The organism is Epibacterium sp. ABV4_022, from assembly GCF_056159345.1.
The window spans coordinates 3,949,472-3,971,737 of sequence record NZ_JBSWVA010000001.1; the positions used below are offsets into that span (position 1 = coordinate 3,949,472).

General features: G+C 63.0%; 20 protein-coding genes. 12 read left to right on the forward strand and 8 right to left on the reverse strand.

Features of this window, described 5'->3' with window-relative positions; genetic code table 11:
- Positions 1-36 precede the first annotated feature (36 nt).
- From ACXAF5_RS18695 to ACXAF5_RS18725, 7 genes are all read right to left on the reverse strand, one after another.
- Positions 37-1,410: a M16 family metallopeptidase gene (locus tag ACXAF5_RS18695; protein WP_474947720.1), complete on the reverse strand. Its 1,374-nt coding sequence runs from the start codon at positions 1,408-1,410 to the stop codon at positions 37-39.
- On the reverse strand, positions 1,407-2,837 hold the full coding sequence (locus tag ACXAF5_RS18700; protein ID WP_474947721.1) for a M16 family metallopeptidase: 1,431 nt from the start codon (positions 2,835-2,837) through the stop codon (positions 1,407-1,409). The genes ACXAF5_RS18695 and ACXAF5_RS18700 overlap by 4 nt, the downstream gene beginning before the upstream one ends.
- A gap of 133 nt (positions 2,838-2,970) precedes the next feature.
- Positions 2,971-3,477 carry a DUF3035 domain-containing protein gene (locus ACXAF5_RS18705; protein ID WP_474947722.1) on the reverse strand — a complete coding sequence of 169 codons (507 nt, stop codon included), beginning with the start codon at positions 3,475-3,477 and terminating at the stop codon, positions 2,971-2,973.
- 55 nt (positions 3,478-3,532) lie between these two features.
- Positions 3,533-4,015, reverse strand: a complete 483-nt coding sequence (gene lspA, locus ACXAF5_RS18710; RefSeq protein WP_474947723.1) for a signal peptidase II — start codon at positions 4,013-4,015, stop codon at positions 3,533-3,535.
- Between the two features lie 19 nt (positions 4,016-4,034).
- Positions 4,035-5,624, reverse strand: a complete 1,590-nt coding sequence (gene purH / locus ACXAF5_RS18715; RefSeq protein WP_474947724.1) for a bifunctional phosphoribosylaminoimidazolecarboxamide formyltransferase/IMP cyclohydrolase — start codon at positions 5,622-5,624, stop codon at positions 4,035-4,037.
- 24 nt (positions 5,625-5,648) lie between these two features.
- On the reverse strand, positions 5,649-7,394 hold the full coding sequence (locus tag ACXAF5_RS18720; protein ID WP_474947725.1) for a heparinase II/III family protein: 1,746 nt from the start codon (positions 7,392-7,394) through the stop codon (positions 5,649-5,651).
- Between the two features lie 195 nt (positions 7,395-7,589).
- A complete protein-coding gene (locus ACXAF5_RS18725; protein WP_474947726.1) occupies positions 7,590-8,864 on the reverse strand; it encodes an RsmB/NOP family class I SAM-dependent RNA methyltransferase in 1,275 nt (424 codons plus the stop codon).
- Between the two features lie 98 nt (positions 8,865-8,962).
- On the opposite strand from ACXAF5_RS18725, the gene ACXAF5_RS18730 reads away from it, so the two are divergent.
- Positions 8,963-9,157: a DUF1674 domain-containing protein gene (locus tag ACXAF5_RS18730; protein WP_005636735.1), complete on the forward strand. Its 195-nt coding sequence runs from the start codon at positions 8,963-8,965 to the stop codon at positions 9,155-9,157.
- A gap of 141 nt (positions 9,158-9,298) precedes the next feature.
- Here ACXAF5_RS18730 and dapB read toward each other — a convergent pair whose 3' ends face one another.
- Positions 9,299-10,108, reverse strand: coding sequence for a 4-hydroxy-tetrahydrodipicolinate reductase (dapB, locus tag ACXAF5_RS18735; RefSeq protein ID WP_474947727.1), 810 nt, complete (start codon positions 10,106-10,108; stop codon positions 9,299-9,301).
- A 93-nt stretch (positions 10,109-10,201) separates the two neighbouring features.
- On the opposite strand from dapB, the gene rbfA reads away from it, so the two are divergent.
- The 11 genes from rbfA (at position 10,202) to ACXAF5_RS18790 (ending at position 22,222) form a co-directional block, all read left to right on the forward strand.
- Entirely contained in the window at positions 10,202-10,597 is a 396-nt protein-coding gene (gene rbfA, locus ACXAF5_RS18740; protein ID WP_239324489.1) for a 30S ribosome-binding factor RbfA, read from the forward strand.
- Between the two features lie 4 nt (positions 10,598-10,601).
- The gene (locus ACXAF5_RS18745) at positions 10,602-11,375 is read left to right on the forward strand and encodes a phosphodiester glycosidase family protein (RefSeq protein WP_474947728.1); all 774 of its coding nucleotides are present in this window, start codon (positions 10,602-10,604) and stop codon (positions 11,373-11,375) included.
- Positions 11,376-11,432: 57 nt separating this feature from the next.
- The gene (gene truB, locus ACXAF5_RS18750; protein WP_239324491.1) at positions 11,433-12,341 is read left to right on the forward strand and encodes a tRNA pseudouridine(55) synthase TruB; all 909 of its coding nucleotides are present in this window, start codon (positions 11,433-11,435) and stop codon (positions 12,339-12,341) included.
- 202 nt (positions 12,342-12,543) lie between these two features.
- Complete coding sequence (locus tag ACXAF5_RS18755; protein ID WP_474947729.1) at positions 12,544-13,065, forward strand: DUF1643 domain-containing protein; 522 nt, start codon at positions 12,544-12,546, stop codon at positions 13,063-13,065.
- Between the two features lie 151 nt (positions 13,066-13,216).
- The gene (locus ACXAF5_RS18760; RefSeq protein ID WP_474947730.1) at positions 13,217-14,203 is read left to right on the forward strand and encodes a calcium-binding protein; all 987 of its coding nucleotides are present in this window, start codon (positions 13,217-13,219) and stop codon (positions 14,201-14,203) included.
- Between the two features lie 668 nt (positions 14,204-14,871).
- Positions 14,872-15,141, forward strand: a complete 270-nt coding sequence (gene rpsO, locus ACXAF5_RS18765; RefSeq protein ID WP_239324499.1) for a 30S ribosomal protein S15 — start codon at positions 14,872-14,874, stop codon at positions 15,139-15,141.
- Positions 15,142-15,338: 197 nt separating this feature from the next.
- Positions 15,339-17,309, forward strand: a complete 1,971-nt coding sequence (locus ACXAF5_RS18770; RefSeq protein ID WP_474947731.1) for a TonB-dependent receptor domain-containing protein — start codon at positions 15,339-15,341, stop codon at positions 17,307-17,309.
- 128 nt (positions 17,310-17,437) lie between these two features.
- On the forward strand, positions 17,438-18,652 hold the full coding sequence (gene zigA, locus ACXAF5_RS18775) for a zinc metallochaperone GTPase ZigA (RefSeq protein WP_474947732.1): 1,215 nt from the start codon (positions 17,438-17,440) through the stop codon (positions 18,650-18,652).
- 2 nt (positions 18,653-18,654) lie between these two features.
- Positions 18,655-18,915 carry a DUF6525 family protein gene (locus ACXAF5_RS18780; protein ID WP_227431736.1) on the forward strand — a complete coding sequence of 87 codons (261 nt, stop codon included), beginning with the start codon at positions 18,655-18,657 and terminating at the stop codon, positions 18,913-18,915.
- A gap of 193 nt (positions 18,916-19,108) precedes the next feature.
- On the forward strand, positions 19,109-21,247 hold the full coding sequence (gene pnp, locus ACXAF5_RS18785; protein WP_474947733.1) for a polyribonucleotide nucleotidyltransferase: 2,139 nt from the start codon (positions 19,109-19,111) through the stop codon (positions 21,245-21,247).
- Between the two features lie 111 nt (positions 21,248-21,358).
- Positions 21,359-22,222, forward strand: a complete 864-nt coding sequence (locus ACXAF5_RS18790; RefSeq protein ID WP_474947734.1) for a glycosyltransferase family 2 protein — start codon at positions 21,359-21,361, stop codon at positions 22,220-22,222.
- Positions 22,223-22,266: the final 44 nt, after the last annotated feature.

The window sequence follows — 22,266 nt, forward strand, 5'->3', positions numbered from 1 at the left end:
TGCCCGGACCGAAGCACGGGCGCAGAGCCACGGGTCTTAATCGGTGGACCTCAGCCCCTCGGGCTCTCCGACCACAACAAACCGCAGCCCCTCGGGATCAAGCAGTTCCTTGGCCACCCGGTTCACATCCTCCAGTGTCACCGCCTCGACCTTGTCGTTGCGGGTGACCACATAATCCGTGGGCAGATCATCCATCTGCATCGACACCAGGATCGAGGCGATCTGGCTGTTGCCATTGAACCGCAAGGGGTAGGCCCCGGTCAGATAGGTCTTGGCGTCCTGCAACTCGGCTTCGGTCACACCGCCCTCGACCAGGGCCTGCCACTGGTCGCGTACCACACCGACCGCTTCGGCCATCTTCTCGTTGGCAGAGGCAAAGGACCCCATATAGGTCGAGGCCAGATCGCGCGGCACCAGATAGCTGTAGGCGCCATAGGTGAGGCCGCGTTTGGTGCGCACTTCCTGCATCAGGCGCGTCTCAAACGACCCGCCGCCGAGGATCTGGTTCAGCACATAAGCGGCAAAGAAATCCGGGTCATGGCGGTCGATACCCTCTTGACCAAACAGTGCCACCGACTGCGGCGTGGCAAAGGGCACCACCGTGGTGCCACCGGTCAGCAGCACCTCCGCCGGGCCGGGCATCGGCGCGCCCTCGGCGGGCAGTGCCCCCAGAAGATCGTCCAGGATCGTGCCCAGCTCTTCGGGGGTGATGTCCCCCACAGCGCTGACATAGAGCCTGTCGCGGGCAAAGACCGCCTCATGCGCGGCGAACATGTCCTGCCGCGTCAGCTCCGAAACACTCTCAACCGTGCCCTTGCCGCTGCTGCCATAGGGGTGGTCGCCAAACGCCAGCTTGGCAAAGGTCTTGCCGGCAATCGCATTGGGATCGGTCTGGTCCGAGCGCAGCCCCACCAGCACCTGCGCCCGCACCCGGTCCAGCGCATCCTGATCGAAACGTGGCTCCTGAATGGTCTGGCGCAGAAGCTCCATCACCTCATCGCGGTTTTCGGTCAGGAAACTGGCAGAGATCGCGACCATGTCCTTGTCGGCGTCATAAGAGAAATTCGCCGCCAGAGCCTCGACCGCGCGGGCATAGTCCTGCGCGCGCAGCTCGCCTGCACCTTCCTCCAGCAAGCCACCCATCAGATGCACGGCCCCGCGTTTGCCGGGCGCATCCAGCGACGTGCCGCCGCGAAATCGCAGCTCCAGCGCGGAGAAAGGAATGCTGTGGTCCTCGACCAGCCACGCCTTGATCCCTCCGGGCGAGGTGACTTCCTTGATGTCGATCTCAGCCCGCGCCACCTGCGCCGCAAACAGCAGTGCAAATCCGATCACCAGCGCCAGAACAGCGCGTTTGAACGGCTGCAGATCAAGGGCGCGCACACGGGCGGATGTTGTGGTCCGGCTCATTGGTCAGCCTCCTGCTGGCTTTGGATCAGGTAACCGGTGACAGAGGCCTCGGGGCGCAATACCTCGCGCGCGACGGCAATAATCTCATCCTCCGTGATGGATTGCAGCACGCGTGGCCAGTCCTGAACATCCTCGACCGTCAGCCCCGACGTAAGCGCGCGACCGTAGCGGTTGGCGATGCGGTCCACATCGTCGCGGGCATAGATTTCCGACGCCCGCAGTTGCAGTTTGATCCGCTCCAGCTGCTGACTGTCGACACCGGTGGCCAGAAACTGCTGCACGGTCCGGTCCAGCGCGGCCTCGGCGTCCTCAAGCGTCACGCCGTCGGCGGGCACGATCACAAAATCAAATGTGGTATCATCCAGCGAGACACCGGAATAGAAGGCCGCCGTATAGACCGCCACCTGCTGCTCGAACTGCAAGGCATTGGCCAGATACGACGTGCTGCCCCCGCCCAGCAACTGCGACAGCAGATAGAGCGCCGCCGCTTTCTCCTGACTGCCGCTGTCGCGTTCGGGCGCCAGATAGGACCGCTGCACATAGGGTTGCGAGACACGCGCATCGGCGAACGTCAGGCGCCGCGCCGCGGTTTGCGGTAGCTCCTCGCTGCGCAGCCGCTCCGGCAGCTCCGGGTTGGCCGGTATCACGCCATAATAGGTGTCCGCCAGCTCGCGCACCGCATCCGGTTGCACGTCACCTGACACCACAAGGATCGCATTGTTGGGCGCGTAATAGGTGCCGTAGTAGGACAGCGCGTCCTCCATCGACAGGGTTTCCATCTCGTGGCGCCAGCCAATCACCGGCTGCCCGTAGCGATGGTTGAGATACTGCACCGCCCGCATCTGTTCGCGGAACAGGGCGCTGGGATCATTGTCGGTGCGCTGGTTGCGCTCTTCCAGGATCACCTCGCGCTCGGTGACGATGTCGGTCTCGGTCAGGCGCAGATTGCGCATCCGATCCGCTTCCATTTGCATCATCAGCTCCAGCCGGTCGGCGGCGACACGCTGAAAATAGGCCGTGTAATCATAGCTGGTGAAGGCATTGTCGCGGCCACCATTGCGCGCAACCGTGGCGGACAACTCACCCGCCTCCAGCGTATCGGTGCCCTTGAACAGCAGGTGTTCGAGGAAATGCGCCACACCGCTCTGGCCCACAGGCTCATCCGCCGAGCCCGCGCGGTACCAGACCATATGCTGCACCACCGGGGCGCGGTGATCCTCGACCACCACCACCATCATGCCGTTGTCCAGCGTGAAGGTGGTCACCATGTCCACCCCGCTCTCGGCGCTGGTCTGGCTGTCGCTGGCAGCAATCTCCTGTGCGGACACCACAGGCACACCAAGACCTGCCGTCGAGAGCATCAGGGCACAGAGCGCAGCCCGCCAGCAGGTCCGAACCCCGGACGGAATCGCTGCCATAGACGTCATAGTTCCAATCCTCCAATTCCATCACCCGGGCGCAGGCGGTGCGTGCCCCGGGGCAGAGTCACGTATGTCTGCCAAAGCTCAAGTTACGGCGCCTGCCGTCAGCCACAAGCCGGTTTGCCGAAATTGTGAAGGATTATTCGCCCTCTGGCGGCGCGGAGGGGGTCGGGACCCCGGCGCGGCGATAGGCCGAGCTGACATCCTGCGGGTCCAGCGCCTGACGCTCATAGGTTTCCGCATAGCGGTCGACCGGGAACAGCTTGATGTTGGCAAAGATCTTTGCCCGCTTGCGCCGTTGCTCATCCTCGGCAGACAGGCTTTCGCGAATGTCGCCTTCCACGCCATAGCGGCTGGCTGCCGTCACCAGCGCCCCGTCTCCGGCAGGGATACCGGTGCCGGACGGGCGCCCGCCCAATGCGACGATGGCCTCGGCATTGGGGTCGCGATCCGTGCGGTTGCTGCCCCCGGGCGTGGGCTCCGGCAATGCAGCATAGTTTTCCGGCGCTTCAAGCGGCTTGCTCGGCAACACCAGGAATTCGTCAGGGCTGTTGCGCCGCGCATCGAGATCATGCAGCGGCTTGTCACCACAGGCGGTCAGCAGCAGTACGGAACCCAGGATGATCGGTGCGGTCACAAAGCGCATGGGGCGCGGTCCTCTTCGACGTTTCGCTCACCTCTAGCGCAAATCGCGCAGGAGGTCACGCGGGCTTTTTCGCGCGGCCTTCGAACAGGATCAACCCCGCCGCCCCGGCAAAAATGAACACATCCGCTACATTGAAAACAAAGGGGTTCTGAATACCGCAACAGGACATGTTCAGGAAATCAAGCACATAGCCGTACAGACCCCGATCCAGCACATTGCCCAGGGCCCCGCCGACAACCAGCCCCGCACAGACCTGCATGATCCGGCTCTGGCCATGGCTGCGACGCACCCACAGGATCACCGCTGCGCAGATCACCAGTGAAATCGCGATCAGGATCCAGCGACTGGCGTCGCTCTGGCCATCGAACAGGCCAAAATTGATGCCCCGGTTTTCGCCGTAGCGAAAGGTCAGGAGCGGCGGAGCCACGTCGATCCGCAGCCGGGTCACCAGATCGAGGCCGAACACGACCGCGATCTTGGTCGCCTGGTCCACGATCAGCGCAAAAATGGCTGCGAGAATAAGCGCGTAGCTCCGCATATCAGATCAGGCTCCGGGATCAGTGACGGAAGTGGCGCATGCCGGTGAACACCATCGCCAGACCGGCCTCATTGGCGGCCTTGATGACCTCGTCATCGCGCATCGACCCGCCGGGCTGGATGACGCAGGTCGCGCCATTGGCCGCCGCTTCCATCAGACCATCCGCAAAGGGGAAGAACGCATCGGACGCCACGGCAGAGCCTTTGGCGAGGCTCTCCGGCAGCTCCATCGCATCCGCCATCCGCTGCGCCTTGACGCCGGCGATCGTGGCCGAGTCCAGACGGCTCATCTGGCCGGCGCCGACGCCGACGGTCTGGCCGTCCTTCACATAGACAATCGCGTTGGATTTCACATGTTTGGCGACTTTCCACGCAAACAGCAGATCCGCCATTTGTTCCTCGGTCGGCGCTTTCTCGGTCACCACCTTGAGGTCATCCATGGCACGGTGCCCAACGTCCTTGTCCTGCACCAGCATGCCGCCAGAGACCTGACGGGTGGTCAGGCCCGCGTCCTGCGGGTTGGGCAGGCCCTCGGTGATCAGCAGGCGCAGGTTTTTCTTCGCCGCGAAGATCGCCTTGGCCTCATCAGAGGCCCCCGGCGCAATCACCACTTCGGTGAAGATCTGGGTGATCGCCTCGGCGGTTTCCGCGTCAAGCGGCATGTTGAGCGCCACAATGCCGCCAAAGGCAGAGGTGCGGTCGCAGTCGAACGCCTTGTTATAGGCGTCCAGCAGCGTCGCGCCGCGCGCCACACCGCAGGGGTTGGCGTGTTTGATGATCGCCACCGCCGGGCCGTCGGCAGGCGCGAACTCACTCACCAGTTCAAAGGCCGCATCGGTGTCGTTGATGTTGTTGTAGGAGAGTTCTTTGCCCTGCAGCTGCTGCGCGGTCGCAACGCCTGCCCGCTCGGTGCCATCGGTGTAGAAGGCCGCCTCCTGATGCGGGTTCTCGCCATAGCGCAGGGTCTGTGCAATCTGACCGGCAAAGGCCCGGCGGCGCGGTGCCTCCAGACCGATCGCACCGGCCATCCAGTGCGACACCGCGGCATCATAGGCCGCCGTGCGCGCATAGGCGTTCTGGGCCAGCCATTGGCGGAAGGCAAAGGAGGTCTGGCCGTCGTTCTGGTCCAGCTCTTCCAGCAGCACGCCGTAGTCTTCGACATCCACCACGGTGTTGACAAACGCGTGGTTCTTGGCCGCCGCGCGGATCATCGCCGGGCCGCCGATGTCGATGTTTTCGATCATTTCGTCATAGGCCGCACCCCGCTTCAGCGCCGCCTCGAACGGGTAGAGGTTCACCACCAACAGGTCGATCTCGCCGATGCCATGCTCGGTCATCGCCGCCACATGGGCGTCATTGTCGCGCAGCGCCAGCAGGCCGCCATGCACCATCGGGTGCAGGGTCTTCACACGACCGTCCATCATTTCCGGGAAGCCGGTGACCTCCGACACATCCTTCACGGCGAGACCCGCATCACGCAGCGCTTTTGCAGTGCCACCGGTCGAGAGCAGTTCAACCCCGCGTTCAGCGAGGGATTTGCCCAGCTCGATCAGCCCGGTTTTGTCAGAGACGGACAGAAGGGCGCGGCGGACGGGGTGGAGGTCGGTCATCGGTGTCAGAATCCTTGTTCAGGTTCACTCTTCGTAAGCCATGGGTTCGTCGCGGGCCAGATCGCGCACGGCCACGGCCGTTTCCTGCGCCTTGCTGAGGGTCCAGCGGATCTGGGTCGCGTATTGAATGGCCCGGCCCGACAGGACAATTTGCAGCGATTGACGCGGCTTCAAGCGGGTCTTTTCCAGGTAAACGCTGGTTTCCAGCTTCAGATCGCATTGACCGTCGTGACGGAATACCCAGATTTCCCCACTCTTGAGCGCCATGGATACTGCCGCGCCGCCCAAGTCAAGGGCTGCGTCCACATCCGGGTGCAAATGGAACCGCAAATCAAAGCCGATGCCCTTCAGGCCGCCCGCATCCAGCGCCTTGTCAAAGCGTTTCTTGGCCGTGCCATCCAGCGCCAGCAGCATATCCTCGCCCGAGAGCATGCGCCCATCCACCGACAATTCCAGCGAGCGGGCCGCCGTCACGCCAAAATGTCTGGCATAGCCATCATGGGCGCCCTGGAAACGATACCCGTCATCCAGGTCATCCCGCTCGATCGGCACCTCGGTGGGCGGCTCGATCAGGAACTCATGGCCGGTGCCCTTCTGCGGCGAGGCCAGTCGCGCGCTGGAGTGCCCCTCGACACAGAGCGCCGAATGCGACGGCGTCGCCCGCCCGGCCCGACGCCACTCCAGACCGAAATTCTCCCCCGCGCCGCAGCTGACGATCAAGGGACGCCGCCCCGAAGTCAGCTCAAACGCCAATGTGGAGGCATGCGCATTATACGACGCCTTGCCAACCGGGGGCACGGTGGCATCGACAATGATCGAGGTGCGCCGGGCAGACAGTCGGGCGAACCCCATAGCAAGGCCTTCAAAGGGGCGCGCAGGCACTTGCGAGGCGGCCAGCGCATGATCAAGCCAGCCCTCCTGTCCGCGTCCGCCGCCATGAAACCGCGCCAGGGCGCCATCACTGTGGCGCAGGGCGCGCAGGGTCGGCGCGATCCTGTCGAGGGCTGCATGATGCTCGCGCGGCACCGATCTCCCCGCCTCATGCAGCGCCGCCGCCGCCCAGGTGAGCAGGGTGAACACATCCAGCAGCTCCTCGGGGTTGCGGGTCGGCAGCCCCCCGTCGGCATTGATCTGGATCGCACAATCCTGAGCAAGCGCCTTGACCGCCGGATCCGCCAGTTCCTCGCAGCCCTTGAGCGCAAGCCCTGCATAAATCAGTCCGGTCAGCGCCTCGAACCGCGGCAAGCCGGGCGATGCCCCCTTCCAGCGCTGCGCGAGGAACCAGGTTTGCTGCGACAACGAGCGGTAAAAGGCGTCAGAAGCGGCCTTGTCCTGCCCGCTCAGCAGGAACAGCGCGTGGTTGATCCATCGAATCACCCGCCGCCCGGTCAGATCCGGCGACCAGCCCGGCCCTGTGCCATTGCCGAATTCATCGATCCAGCCCCAGACCCAATGCTGCGCCTTCTTGCGCGCCTTGATGTCCCCCACGGCGGCCAGATCGTCCAGCCAGGTGCAGCCCTGCCGCTCTGCCTCAAAGGCAAAATCAGGCGAGTCCACATCCCAAAGCCCGGTGGTAGCGCTTTCGACCAGGTAGCCCGCAAACAACAGGTTGCCGGCCACGAGCTGCCGCCCGCGGGCAAAACTGCCAATGGTGCGCGGCTCCGGCTGGGACACAAATCCCGTAGCCGCAGGCTGCTTGCGCGCCTTCCAGGCGGTATAATGGTTCAGCAGCCGCGTGCCGCGACTGGCCATTCGATCATATCTGGACATGCACTCTTGCCTCACACGCCTTTGGCGTTTTGGCCAGAGGATAACGCGCCTGCCGCCGGGTGTCATGCGCTCTCTGCCCTGAGCGAGACATCACGGCAAACTCTCCCGCCCGTCGCCGGATCATGCAGAGATGATCCGCTCCCGTTGGGCCCGGCGCCCTTCGGGCGCGGGCGGTGGCATTTCTGAGCGTTGCGATCAGTGCTCGACCTTGACGAGTTCCGCCATGTAGAACCCGTCCATGCCGCCGATCTCGGGCCAGTAATCCGGCCGAAGGCGCAGGCCGCCTTCCTCGGTGATCCACGCCGGATCAATGCCGTCGAGTGCCTGAACCCTGTCGCCGATCCGGGCCTCGGGGAACATCTCCAGTGCATCTTCGATCTGGCACTCGCCCTCGTCCGGCAACAAAGAACAGGTGCAATAGACCAGTCGCCCGCCGGGCCGCACCAATGTCCAGGCATGCGCCAGCATCTGCGCCTGCAACTCGATCAAGGCGCCAAAACCGGCCCCGTCCTTGGCGTGGGGCAGATCCGGGTGGCGGCGGATGGTGCCCGTGGCGGAACAGGGCGCATCCAGCAGAACCGCATCATATTGCCCCGTCTGCGCAAGCACATCCCCCGCGATCACATTCGCCGAAAGCCCCGTGCGGGTCAGGTTCTCCTGCAGACGCGCCAGACGGCTCTCGGAAATATCAACCGCCGTCACATCGGCCCCCGCCGCGACCATCTGCAACGTCTTGCCCCCCGGCGCCGCACAGAGATCGAGCACTCGTTCACCTGCCTGCGCATGGATCAAACGGGCAGGAAGCGCCGCGGCTGCGTCCTGCACCCACCAATCGCCTTGCGCATATCCCGGCAACGCCGAGACCTGCCCCGCGTCGTCCAATCGCAGACTGCCGGTCGGAGTTGGTTTACCCCCCAACGCCGAGAGATCCGCGCCCGGTTTGGCGCTCAGATCAAGCGGCGCACCCTTCAGATGCGCAGCCTCGATGGCCAGCATAGCGTCACTGCCCCAGGCTTGCGCCAATGGGCTGCGTAGCCATTTCGGCAATCGAGGCACGCGCAGCTTGGCCCACTCGGCCGGGCCATCCGTCGCCACTTTACGCAGAACCGCGTTGACCAGCCCCTTGAGCTGGGCGTGACGGCGATGACGCGCCACCAGATTGACGATATCGTTCACCACTCCATGCGCCGCCCCACCAGAACACAGCTCCACCGTTCCCAGACGCAATGCGTTTCTGACATGCAGCGCGGGGGGCTTGCGCAGATGTTTCGCCAGCACCCGATCCGCGCGCTCGAGGGATCGCAGCACGTCCAGCGCCAATCGCTGCGCGCGGGCCCGATCCGCAGGCTCCAGCCGCTCCAGCACCTGCGCTTGGCACTCTGCCAGCAACAGCCCCTCGCCCAGAACCTTGTCAAGAAGCGTCACAGCCGCACGGCGTGCGTCGGAGGCAGGTGTGGGGCGGTCGGTCATGGGTGAGGGCTCCTGATCGGGGATCGGCTTGTCCATAGCGGACGCGGGCGTATATCATGGTGTCAGGATAAAGAAACCCACCCTGCGGAGAAGCCCCCATGAGTGACGCCCCCGAATCCCAACGGGCAAAGGATCTGCCCGCAGCGGCCCAACGCGCCCTTGCCGAGGCCGAGGAGCGTCGCAAAGCCCGTGAGGCGCAACACCCTCAGCCAACTGAACTGGGAGGCCGCGATGGCCCTGACCCCGCGCGCTATGGTGATTGGGAGAAAAAAGGCATTGCGATCGATTTTTGAATTTGGCGACTCAGGGGCGCTGCCCCTCGCGCCTTTGGGCGCTCACCCCGGGATATTTCGGGTTAGAAGAACGATGAGCGCTTCATCTTTTTTCAAATACCTCCGCCGGAGGCAGCCGCCCGTCAGGGCGGCCCATGATCCTCACAAGCCAAGCACGTCGATCATATCATAGGCACCGGCAGCTTTGCCCTGCCCCCAAAGCGCGGCCTTGAGCGCGCCGCGTGCAAATATCGCACGATCAGTCGCCATATGGCGCAGGACGATCCGTTCGCCAGCCGCTGCAAACAGCACATCATGTTCGCCCACAATGTCGCCGCCGCGAATGGCGGTGAAGCCGATGTCGCCTTTCTTGCGCGCGCCAGTGATGCCGTCCCGGCCCCGGTCCGCGACATCGGCTAGTTTGACACCTCGGCCCTCGGCCGCTGCTTCACCCAGCATCAAGGCCGTGCCGGAGGGCGCATCGACCTTGTGATGGTGATGCGCCTCAATGACCTCAATATCGAATTCCTCATCAAGGGCCGCCGCAACCTTTTTGGTCAATTGCACCAGAAGGTTCACCCCAAGCGACATATTGCCCGCCCGCACCAGCACGGTGTCGCAGGCGGCAGGGTCCAATGCTGCGATCTGCTCATCACTCATGCCGGTGGTGCCGATCACATGGACACAACCCGCCTGTGCGGCCAGCTTGGAAAAAGCAATCGTGGCCTCTGGTGCGGTGAAATCGATCACCGCCTGCGCCGCAGAGAACGCCGCCAGTGCATCGTCGGTGACCGCCACGCCAAGCGCCGCGCCGCCCATGGCGATGCCAATGTCCTGACCGACCCAATCGTGACCTGGACGTTCCACCACGCCGGCAAGCTCGGCCTTGTCGCTCTCCAGCACCGTCTTGATCAACATCTGCCCCATGCGCCCCGAAGCGCCGGTGATCACGATCCCTGGTTTATCCGTCATGGCTTTACTCTCTGATTGGACTATCCGCTGGATTCCTCCTACCCTGACGAGGACCGCTTGGCAAAGGGCGGCTTTCGGCATAGATCGAGTCTCATGGCTAAGAACAAATTCCACGACGGCCCCGGCCCCTCTCAGCGTCAGCTTCGCGTCGGCGAAGTGATCCGCCGCACACTCTCCGAGGTGCTGGCGCGCGGCGACATTCACGACCCGGACCTGAACCGTCTATCCATCACCGTTGGCGAGGTGCGCACCTCGCCGGATCTGAAGATCGCCACCGCCTATGTGCTTCCCCTGGGCGGCAAGGGGCAGGAGGACGTGTTGCAACTGCTCGCCCGCAACAAGAGCGAACTGCGGCGCATGATCGGCAAGAAGACCGGGCTGAAATTCACCCCGGACCTGCGGTTTCAAATCGACGAGACCTTTGATCGGATGGACGACACCCGGCGCCTGTTCAATCAGGATGCGGTGCGCCGCGACATCGAGGACTGAAGCGATGCGCGTGCGCCGGTCGCTGAGCCTGCTTCTGGGACTGGCCCTCTGGGCGGGACAGGGCGCGGCGGTCGAGTGCCGCGACGAGAGCTATCAGGGCAACCGCTATTCCCTGTGCGAAGTGGATGCCAGCCGCGAAGAAATACGCCTGTTCCTGCGCGATGACACAGGCGCAGTGATGGGGCATTTCTCCACCATCGAAGACCGTCTTGCGGCCCAGAACAAGACCCTCGCCTTTGCCACCAATGCGGGGATGTATCACACGGATCGCTCCCCGGTCGGGCTCTACCTTGAGGACGGCCAAGAAGAGATGCGGTTGGTCACCAATCCCGGCCCCGGCAATTTCGGGCTCGTGCCCAACGGCGTGTTCTGCCTGCGCGAAGGCCGCGCCGATGTGATCGAAACGCTTGCGTTCGAGGCCAGCACGCCCAGCTGCACCAGCGCCACCCAATCCGGGCCGATGCTGGTAATCGACGGAGAGCTGCATCCGAGATTTCTGAAAGACAGCGATTCCCGCTATATCCGCAACGGGGTCGGCACCAGCGCCGATGGCCGCCGCGTGGTTTTTGCGATCTCGCGCAACACGGTGAACTTCCACGACTTTGCCAGCCTGTTTCGCGATCATCTCAACCTGCCGCAGGCGCTCTATTTTGATGGCAATATCTCACGTCTGCACGCCCCCGACCTCAACCGCTCTGATGCGGGGTTCATGATGGGGCCTGTGGTTGGCGTGGTGGAGGATGTCGCCGGGGACGACGCAGGCACGCTGCAGAATTGACAGCCTGCCCGCGCTGCGCTACCTCGCGCGCCTTATCCGACATTTCTGGGGACATTCATGGGACGCAAACGCAAGGGACGCGACATTTCCGGCTGGCTGGTGGTGGACAAACCCGCAGGCCTCACGTCGACCGCCGTGGTCAACAAGGTCCGCTGGGCGTTTGACGCCAAGAAGGCCGGTCACGCCGGCACGCTCGACCCCGACGCCACCGGCGTTCTGGCCGTCGCCCTGGGCGAGGCAACCAAGACCGTTCCCTTCATCACCGACGCCATGAAAGCCTATACGTTCACGGTGACGTTGGGGGCTGCGACCAACACCGATGACGCCGAGGGCGAGGTGATCGCAACCTCTGCCGAGCGCCCCTCGGATGAAGACATCAAAGAGGCGTTGCTTGGGTTTATTGGCGAAATCCAGCAGGTGCCGCCAAAGTTTTCAGCCGTGAAAGTCGACGGCCAGCGCGCCTATAAGCTCGCCCGCGATGGCGAGGAGGTCGAGCTGTCCTCCCGCCCGCTCTGGGTGGAAGAGCTGGTGATGCTCGATCGCCCCGACGCGGACCACGTGGTGCTGGAGATGACCTGCGGCAAGGGCGGCTATGTGCGGTCCATTGCCCGAGATCTGGGCGAGAAACTCGGTTGCCTCGGCCATGTTCAGGAACTGCGGCGGATCTGGTCCGGCCCGTTTGATGCCGAGGACGGCGTCACGCTGGAACAGATTGACGATCTGGCAAAGTCGCCCGAGATCGACCAGTTCCTGCGGCCGCTCGAAGAAGGGCTTGCGGACCTGCCGGAACTGAAATGCACGCCACAGGGCGCAACCCGGCTCAGAAACGGCAACCCCGGCATGGTGATCGCATCGGACGTCGAGTACGGCGATGAGGCCTGGGCGTCGCTTGAGGGCAAAGCGGTTGCCGTCGGGATCTACAAGGCAGGTGAATTGCATCCATCGCGGGTGTTCAATCAGGAGTGACACGCCATCACGCAAGCGCATCACCTCCGCGGCACATCCGTTAACATCATGTAAATGATAGGGGAAACACGCTGACCCAATGTTTCGCACGCGAAACAATGGGTCATATGCGTTGACCTACAAATGCCGCAATGCGACCGCGAGATCAGGCCATTTCCATGGGGAATTGCGCAGCGCGCAGCGATACGCCAAAACCTACACCATGATCACCCGCCATCACATCAAGGGCGACGCGCCCTCCACCGCCCTTTATTCGGACTGCGAAACCTATCGCTACAGCCTGACACGCGTCTGGGACCCCGAGGGGCAAAAGGTGATGTTTGTGATGCTCAACCCATCCAAAGCCACCGAGGTGCAGAACGACCCCACCATTGAGCGCTGCGAAAGGCGCGCACGCGCCTTGGGGTTTGGCGGGTTTCAGGCCACCAATATCTTTGCCTATCGCGCCACCGATCCGCGCGATATGCGTGCGGCCCCCGATCCCGAAGGCCCGGAGAATATGTCGGTGCTGCTTGCTGGGGTGGATTGGGCGGACATGGTGATCTGTGCGTGGGGCACCCATGGCGCGCATCGCAACCAAGGTCCCGACGTTGCCACACGCCTGCGTGCCACGGGCCGCCCTCTGCACCACCTGGGCCTGAGCAAAGCGGGCCATCCCAAACACCCGCTCTATATTCCTTACGCGCAGACGCCGTTGCTTTGGCCGGATCAGTCCACGCGATAAGGAGTTTATTAACCCATGTTCCTGTTTTGTTTTGAGATGAACAACAGGGTGTGCCACACTCGAAACTGGTGTCGTATCTGGAACGAAGTGGACCAGTACAGTGTTGTGGTTAGCCAGTATTCTCGGGATCGTTGCAGTTGGCAGCGCGGTCATGATCGACTTCGAATCCGATGAGGATGACGAAGATGACAGCAATGCCCCCGACGCAGGCAGCGAAGGGGGTGGAAACACGATCGTGTCCCCTGATGTGTTTCTGTCCGGCGCAAGCGGCGATGATGAGCCAGACACCGACACTCCAGAGGATGATGGCGCGGACGCCGTGATGACCGGGACGTCCGATCTTGACCACCTGACCGGCACCGCGGCTGACGAGGCGGTCTTGGGGCTCGACGGGGACGACCAGATCCACGGATATGGCGGCAACGATTCCCTCGATGGTGGCGATGGCCGGGATGAGATCTTTGGCGGCGAGGGCAGCGACAGCCTGCTCGGCGGCAGCGGCGATGATACGCTACATGGCGAGGATGGCGCGGATACGATCGACGGCGGCGAGGGTAACGACACGCTTTATGGGGGATTTGGCGACGACCGGATGACCGGCGGGACCGGCGCGGATTCGCTGCACGGCGGGGTTGGTCAGGACACGCTGGCAGGACAGGCTGGCGCAGATGCCCTGCATGGCAACGACGGGGATGATGGCCTGGCTGGTGGGGCCGGACAGGACGTGCTCTTCGGTGGTCAAGGCAACGACACCCTCAATGGGGCCGATGATGGCGACACCGCCGATTTCCTGAACGGCGGCGACGGGGAGGATACGCTGATCGCAGGTGCCTTCGACGTGGTTACGGCGGGAGACGGCGCGGATCAGATCCTGTTGGGCGACTGGATTGCCGGCGGACAGGTCGACCTGATCGATTTCGACAGCGCGGAAGACCAGTTGCTGCTGATCTATGATGGCACCCTGGGGGAGCCCAGCGTGGACGTCGCCGACGACCCGGACAACCCGGATCAGCGGATCATACGTCTTGACGGCGAGGAGGCCATGCGGCTCACCGGCGCCGAAGATCTGAGCGCCGAAGACATACTATTGGTCGAGGCCAGCGATGAGGACGTCGCCTATCTCCCGCTGCCCGAGTGACGGCGCCGGCATGGCCATGGCGGGCCCGCTTTTCGGCACAGCCCGGGCAGTCCATTTTCAGCAGTCCGTTTCACAGGTGTTTCGCTTCGGGCTTTGCCCGAAGCGACCGGCGCGGCGCAGGCCTTTCAGGCCTGCGCCGCGCCGGCTCCGATACCGTGACGGATTTCCTTCGGAACACAGGGCCGGTTTGCACGGCACCGCAGTGTCAGGCACGCTCCAAAGACAGGTGCTGGGCTGGCCCCGCCGTGGCTTGGCTCATGGCCGTGTGATGCGCGGGACGTGGTGCGGAGCCGCAGTGCCGGTGCACAGCGCCTCACCATGGGGTCTGGTCCGGCATGCAACCGGTGGCGGCGTGCACCGGTTCATCGCCCTGTCCCGCCAGCCACCGGCCAGGCGATGACGTCACGACAAGACCGGAAACGTTTGGTGGCAACATCTTTCGCCCGCCCGGGATCTCAGATGTCGGGCCGCTCCCTGACATGATTGCCCCGCAGCGCGGGTTGCCAGTCACGCCACGTCCTTTTCCTTTGCAAATCGCGGTGAAATCCCGTAGGCACCCGCATCCGCTGCGGAATCACATTGTGATCCCGGGTGGAGCACTCCATGGGCCTGTGCTGGACGACATCCCGGCCAGAGCCATCCACACACATCTTATGAAGGAGACCCCGATGTCGATTACTGCCGAAGAAAAAACACGCTTGATGAAAGAATTCGCAACCAAAGACGGCGACACCGGTTCCCCGGAAGTCCAGGTTGCAATCCTGACCTCGCGCATCAACACCCTGACCGAGCACTTCAAGACCCACAAGAAGGACAACCACGGCCGCCGTGGTCTTCTGAAGATGGTCGCCCAGCGCCGCAAACTGCTGGACTACCTGAAAGGGAAAGAAGAAGCGCGCTATCTTGACCTGATCAAGAAGCTGGGCATCCGTCGCTAAGACGCCCTCAGCATTGTCAATCAGGAACGCCCGCTCTGCTCAGGAGCGGGCGTTTTCTTTGGCGCTTGCGGCGATGTTCCCCTGGCGCACGCGTTGCCATCGCCTGCGTCTCTGGGTAAGGGGAGGGTGCAATAAACAGCCAGGCAAGATGTCCCCCGACGTCCTCCCCCGCGACCACAAACCGTGAGGGACACATCATGATGCATCGCATCACTTCGAGGAACATCGCCACCCTTCTGCTTGGCACCGCCATACCGCTTGCATCGACGGCAGGGGCGCAGGACCTGACCGACGCCTTCATGCTCGACGACATTCGCGTCGAAGCGCCGGACGCACAGGCGCTGCTGGGCAACGACGAAATCACCGAAGAGGAAATCGCGGCGCGCAATCCCTCCTCCACAAAGGATGTCTTTGTCGGAGAGAGCGCGGTCACCACCGGGGGCGGCGCAGCTATCGCGCAGAAGGTCTATGTGAACGGGATCGAGGAAAGCCTGCTCTCCGTCACCATCGACGGCGCGCGGCAGAACAAATCCGCCTTTCACCACACCGGCAATGTGCTGCTGGATCCAGAGCTGCTGAAACAGGTCGAGATCAGCAAAGGTCTGGCCCCCGCGGATGCCGGTGCGGGCGCCTTGGCCGGTTCGATCGCCTACGAGACCAAGGACGCGAGCGATCTGCTGGACGCGGGTGACAATTTTGGCGGCCGCCTGCGCCTGTCGACCGACAGCAATGCCAACAGCCGCGAAGGGTCGCTGACCATCTACGGAATCGAAGGCGGGTTTGAATACGTGCTGAGCCACACCCGCCGCACCAGCGATGACTACAAGGATGGCGACGGCAACACCGTGACCGGCACCCGCGCCGACCTGACCGACTATGTGGGCAAGTTCGCCTATGAAAGCCTTGAGGGGCACCGGTTCGAATTTGCCGCCTCGCGCACCGAGGATACGGGGTTGCGGGCTGCGCAGCCGGGACCGGGTGGCCTGTTCTTCACCCGTCCGGATTTCTGGGGCGTCAACGGCACCAACAGCACGCTGATCGAGGCGCTGTCGCGACGCACCTCCTACACCTTCTCCTACCGGAACACGCAGGCAACCGGCATCTGGAACCCCGAATTCCAGCTCAGCCACAACGCGCAGGAAATTGATGCCAGCGGCGTCTATGGCGTCAACAAGAGCTTGAGCGGGACGCTGAAGAACAGCTTCGACATCGCTGGGGGCAATGTGACCGCGGGGATCGACTTCTTCCGGGAAACTGCAGAGGGCGAAGGCCGGGGCCCCGGGCCGGCTCTGGGCAGCAGCGGCGAAGAAAAGCTCCGCAATATCGGGCTGTTTGCGCAGGCCCGGCAGGACATTGGCGCGCGGGTCTCGGTCAGCTATGGCGCCCGCATCGACACGCAGAAGTTTACCGGCGCCGATGGGTCCGAGTTCTCCGAGACCGGCCTGAGCGTCAACGGCACCGTTGATGTCGTGCTGTCCGACACCTGGTCGCTGAACGCAGGTCTGGCCTCCTCCTGGGGTGGTTTCGAGTTGGGCGAGGCTGCGCTTGTGAACTTCGGAGGTGCGTGGAACTACGCCGGGTTCACGTCCTCGCGCGCAAACGCTGGCCGGATCGGTCTGCGCTTTGACAACGGCGCCTGGAAGGCCAGCGCGGCGCTGTTCCAGACCAATGTGGATGACATCGCAGCAGTGCTGCCGGACGGCGGCGCGCGTGGGGCCCTGTCCGATCTGCGCAGCCGCGGGATCGACACCTCGCTGCAATACACCTGGGATCGCGGGTTTGCGCGTGTGAATTGGACCTATGCCGATGTGGAGGTGGATGACGCAGCTGTTGGATCGACCGCATACTATCTCGGTCGTCCGATGGGGCACCTCATCGCGCTCGAAGCGGGGATGGACCTGTCCTCGCAATGGCGCATCGGTGGATCGGCCGAAATCGCGCTGGAAAACGATGAGGCCGGCACCACCCTGCCGAGCTACGAGGTTGTCAATCTCTACGCCACCTATGTGCCCGCGCGCTACGACGCCCTCGAGCTGCGTCTGGACTTGCGCAACCTGTTTGACGAGACCTATGCCAGCCGGAGCTCCGACGGGATCGGCAGCAGCCGGGTCGTGGCCTTGAATGAACCGGGCCGCGCCATTGCGCTGACCGCGCGCCTGCGGTTCTGATCTGCATCTGACCGTGGATGAACACACCGCGTCCCTTGAATTGGGGGCGCGGTTTTTCATTTCAGGGGGCTTGCCTCTTTTGGCACTTCGTGATTGTTACATTATAACATTTCATACAGGAGTCGCAGATGTCCGATCCCCGCCTTCCCGTCACCGTCCTCTCCGGTTTTCTCGGAGCGGGCAAAACGACGCTTCTGAACCGTATCCTGAACAACCGCGAAGGCCGCCGAGTGGCGGTGATCGTGAACGATATGAGCGAGGTCAACATTGATGCCGATCTGGTGCGCGAGGGCGGCGCTGACCTCAGCCAGACCGAGGAAACGCTGGTGGAGATGTCAAACGGCTGCATCTGCTGCACCCTGCGCGATGACCTTCTGGCGGAGGTGCGCCGCCTGGCGGCTGAGAACCGCTTTGACTACTTGCTGATTGAATCCACCGGGATTTCCGAGCCCCTGCCCGTCGCCGCAACCTTTGATTTCCGCGATGCCGAGGGAGAGAGCCTCTCGGATGTGGCGCGTCTGGACACAATGGTCACGGTGGTCGACGCGGTGAACCTGCTGAACGATTTTGCCAGCCACGACTTGCTGGCAGACCGGGGCGAAACACTGGGCGAAGAGGACGAGCGCTCCCTCGTGCATCTGCTGACCGATCAGATGGAGTTTGCGGATGTGGTGGTGCTGAACAAGGTGAGCCTTGCCAGCCTCGAACAAGTAGACGCCGCGCGCAAGATCATCCGCAGCCTCAACGCCGATGCCGAGATCATCGAGACCGATTTCAGCGAAGTGCCTGCCGACAAGATCCTCGACACCAAGCTGTTTGATTTCGAAAAGGCACACGAGCACCCGATGTGGGCCAAGGAGCTTTATGGTTTTGCCGATCATGTGCCGGAAACCGAAGAATACGGCATCGCGTCCTTTGTCTATCGCGCACGTGCGCCGTTTGATCCCGGCAAGTTGCATGCGGTGCTGAACGGCAATCTGCCCGGCGTGATCCGCGCCAAGGGCCATTTCTGGGTTGCCACCCGCCCCGAGTGGGTGGCGGAATTTTCGCTCGCGGGGGCGCTATCAAGCGTGGCGCCCTTGGGAACTTGGTGGGCCTCCGTTCCGGCAGAACGCTGGCCGACCCACCAGCAGGCGCGGGACTATATGCAGGCGCATTGGCAGGAGCCCTTTGGTGATCGCCGTCAGGAACTGGTGTTCATCGGTGCAGGCATCGATTGGCCCGCGATCAAATCCACATTGGATGCTTGCCTGATCCCCGAAGCAACGGCCGAGAATCTGCCGGACTACGCGGATCTGGACGATCCCTTCCCGCTGTGGCGGCGGGCCGATCAGGCGGCGTAACCATGCGACGTCGGGATAAGAACGGCAACCGGGGGGCAGTCGCACTGCCCACCCGGCGCAGGCGTGAGGACCCAATGGCAGCTTATGATCGCCTGCCCGCACCTTTGCGCGCCTGGCTGCAGGAGGCCGCATTGCCCTGGTCGGCGCAGTCCTGCCAGCGCATCTGGCAAGCCGCGCGCCGTGACGGCCTGTCGCCAGAGGCCGCCTTGGCCCGGCTGGATGCCGCCGAACGTAAGACCCTGAACCGCAGCGCTCGCGTTTAATCCCGCGCGGTGCAGCGCAAGCGAACACTTTCTTTCTGCGACGAACTCATGTATGGGCGGAACTATCTGAGACGATGTGCCCAGACCCCGGCACGCGAAAGAAAGATAGCATAAGGGTCGGCGGCAATGGGGCCGCCACGCAATTAGGAGACCCGGGATACGCCTGGGAGCGCTCCGACTTAGGATACGATAGATGTTCAACGTAACGACGAAAACAATGCAGTGGGGCGAAGAAACGCTCACACTGGAAACCGGTAAGGTTGCGCGCCAGGCAGATGGCACCGTGATCGCGACCCTCGGCGAAACCTCGGTCATGGCCAACGTGACCTACGCCCGCGAACAAAAGCCCGGTCAGGATTTCTTTCCGCTGACCGTGCACTACCAGGAAAAATACTACGCCGCCGGTAAGATTCCGGGCGGCTTTTTCAAACGTGAAGCGCGTCCGACTGAAAAAGAGACGCTGACTGCACGTCTGATCGACCGTCCGATCCGCCCGCTGTTCGTTCCCGGCTTCAAAAACGAAGTTCTGGTGATGTGCACCGTGCTGTCCCACGATCTGGTCAATGACCCAGACATCGTCGCGATGATCGCGGCCTCCGCGGCGCTGACGATCTCTGGCGTGCCGTTCATGGGTCCGATCGCGGGTGCGCGCGTCGGTTATGAGGATGGCGAGTACATCCTGAACCCGACCGTCGACGACATGCAGGACCTGCGCCTCAACCCCGAGCAGCGTCTGGACCTTGTTGTTGCAGGCACCAAAGACGCCGTGATGATGGTCGAATCCGAAGCTTACGAGCTGACCGAAGAAGAAATGCTCGGCGCTGTGACCTTCGCACATGAGCAGATTCAGCCGGTCATCGACCTGATCGTCTCGCTCGCGGAAGAAACCGCAAAAGAGCCGTTCGACTTCACCCCGCCGGATTACTCCGACCTCTATGCTGCCGTCAAAGCAGCAGGCGAAGAGAAGATGCGCGCAGCCTATGCGATCTCTGACAAGCAGGAACGCGTTGCTGCCGTTGGCGCCGCCAAGGAAGAGATCATCGCATCCCTGACCGAAGAGCAGCAGGAAGACGGCAACCTCGGCTCCGCGCTGAAGAAGCTCGAATCCGTTGTTCTGCGGGGCGACGTTGTGAAAAACGGTCGCCGCATCGACGGTCGTGCACTGGATCAGGTCCGCGCGATTGAGTGCCAGACCGGCCTTCTGCCGCGTACACACGGTTCTGCTCTGTTCACCCGTGGTGAAACGCAGGGTCTCGTGGTGACCACGCTGGGCACCGGCGACGATGAGCAGTTCATCGACGCGCTGCACGGCAATTTCAAATCGAACTTCCTGCTGCACTACAACTTCCCGCCCTACTCGGTTGGTGAAGTGGGCCGCGTGGGCTCGCCCGGTCGTCGTGAAATCGGTCACGGTAAACTGGCATGGCGCGCGCTGCAGGCGGTTCTGCCAGCACCGACCGACTTCCCCTACACCATCCGCGTGGTCTCCGAGATCACCGAATCGAACGGCTCCTCCTCCATGGCCTCTGTCTGTGGTGGATCGCTGTCGATGATGGACGCAGGTGTGCCGCTGAAAGCACCGGTTGCCGGTGTGGCCATGGGCCTCGTGCTGGAAGACGACGGTTCCTACGGCATCCTGACCGATATTCTTGGCGACGAGGATCACCTCGGCGACATGGACTTCAAGGTTGCGGGTACCGAAGCAGGCATCACCTCCCTGCAGATGGACATCAAGGTTGCAGGCATCACACCTGAAATCATGAAAAACGCGCTGGCTCAGGCCAAAGCGGGTCGTCTGCACATCCTTGGTGAGATGGCAAAATCGCTGACCGAAGCGTCCGAGTTCTCGCAGCACGCGCCGCGCATCGAGACCATGCAGGTTCCGACCGACAAGATCCGTGAAGTCATCGGCTCCGGCGGCAAGGTCATCCGCGAGATCGTCGAAGTCTCCGGTGCCAAGGTCGACATCAACGACGATGGCGTGATCAAGATTGCCTCCGCAAACGGCGAAGCGATCCAGAAGGCCTATGACATGATCCACGCGATCGTGGCAGAGCCGGAAGAAGGCGCGATCTACACCGGCAAGGTTGTGAAGATCGTCGACTTCGGTGCCTTCGTGAACTTCTTTGGCAAGCGCGATGGCCTGGTGCATGTGTCCCAGATCGAAAACCGCCGCCTGAACCACCCCAGCGACGTGCTGAAGGAAGGTCAGGAAGTGAAAGTCAAGCTCCTGGGCTTTGACGACCGCGGCAAGGTGCGCCTGTCCATGAAGGTCGTGGATCAGGAAACCGGCGAGCCAATCGCAGCCGAGAAGAAAGAAGAGGCGGAATAAGCCTTTTCCCGCCACACGCGGATCTGACATAAGATGCCCGGGACAGGAGTGTCCCGGGCATTTTTTGGTCGCGCGTCACTGACGTTGCCGCAGGCCACCGGAAAGGATCACATGAGCCGCGTTACCCTTGTTACCGTTGCCTATAACTCTGCTGCCGTTCTGCCGACGTTGCTGGCCTCGGTTCCCGAAGATGTGGACTGTGTGATCGTCGACAATGGCTCGCAGGATACCGACGAGGTCCGGCACCTCGCGGCGACGCATGGCGCAGAACTGGTGGTCTCAGAGCACAACATCGGTTTTGGACCGGGCTGCAATCTCGGCGCGGCACATGGAACCGGCGAGTTCCTGTTCTTCGTCAACCCGGATGCGACGCTGTCTCCGGGCGCGGTAGAGGCGCTTTTGGCAGCGGCCGATGCGCATCCCGAGGCCTGCGCCTTCAATCCGCGCCTGCGCGAGGGCAATGGCAAGATTGCCTTCAAACGGCGCAGCAAGCTGTTGCCAAAACCGCTCTGGCTGCCGCGCGAGGCGGCGGAGCGCGACGGGGACCTACCCGTCCTGCAAGGGTCAGCGATTTTTGTGCGGCGCGCCGCCTTTGAGGCGGTTGGCGGGTTTGACCCCGAGATCTTTCTCTATCACGAGGATGACGACCTCAGCTTGCGGCTGCGCCAGACCTGCGGCCCGCTGCGCCTGGTGACAGCGGCAGAGGTTGTGCATCTGTTTGGCGAATCCACTGCGCGCTCGCCGCGGACAGCGGCGTTGAAGGCCTGGTACATGGGACAATCCCGCGTCTATGCGTGCCGCAAGCACGGTATGTCCAGCGCCTTTGCTGTGGCCCTGAGGGACGCGATGATGCAGCTCCTGTCACCATTGACACTGCTCTCGGCACGCAAGCGCGCCAAGCACTGGGCCTATCTGCGTGGAGTCTGGGCCGCGCGGAATGCGCCCAGCGCCAATCAGCCTTTCCTGACGGACTAAGCGGGCCGCGTTGCACAGCCAGCCCCAACAGGCTAAGTCCGCAG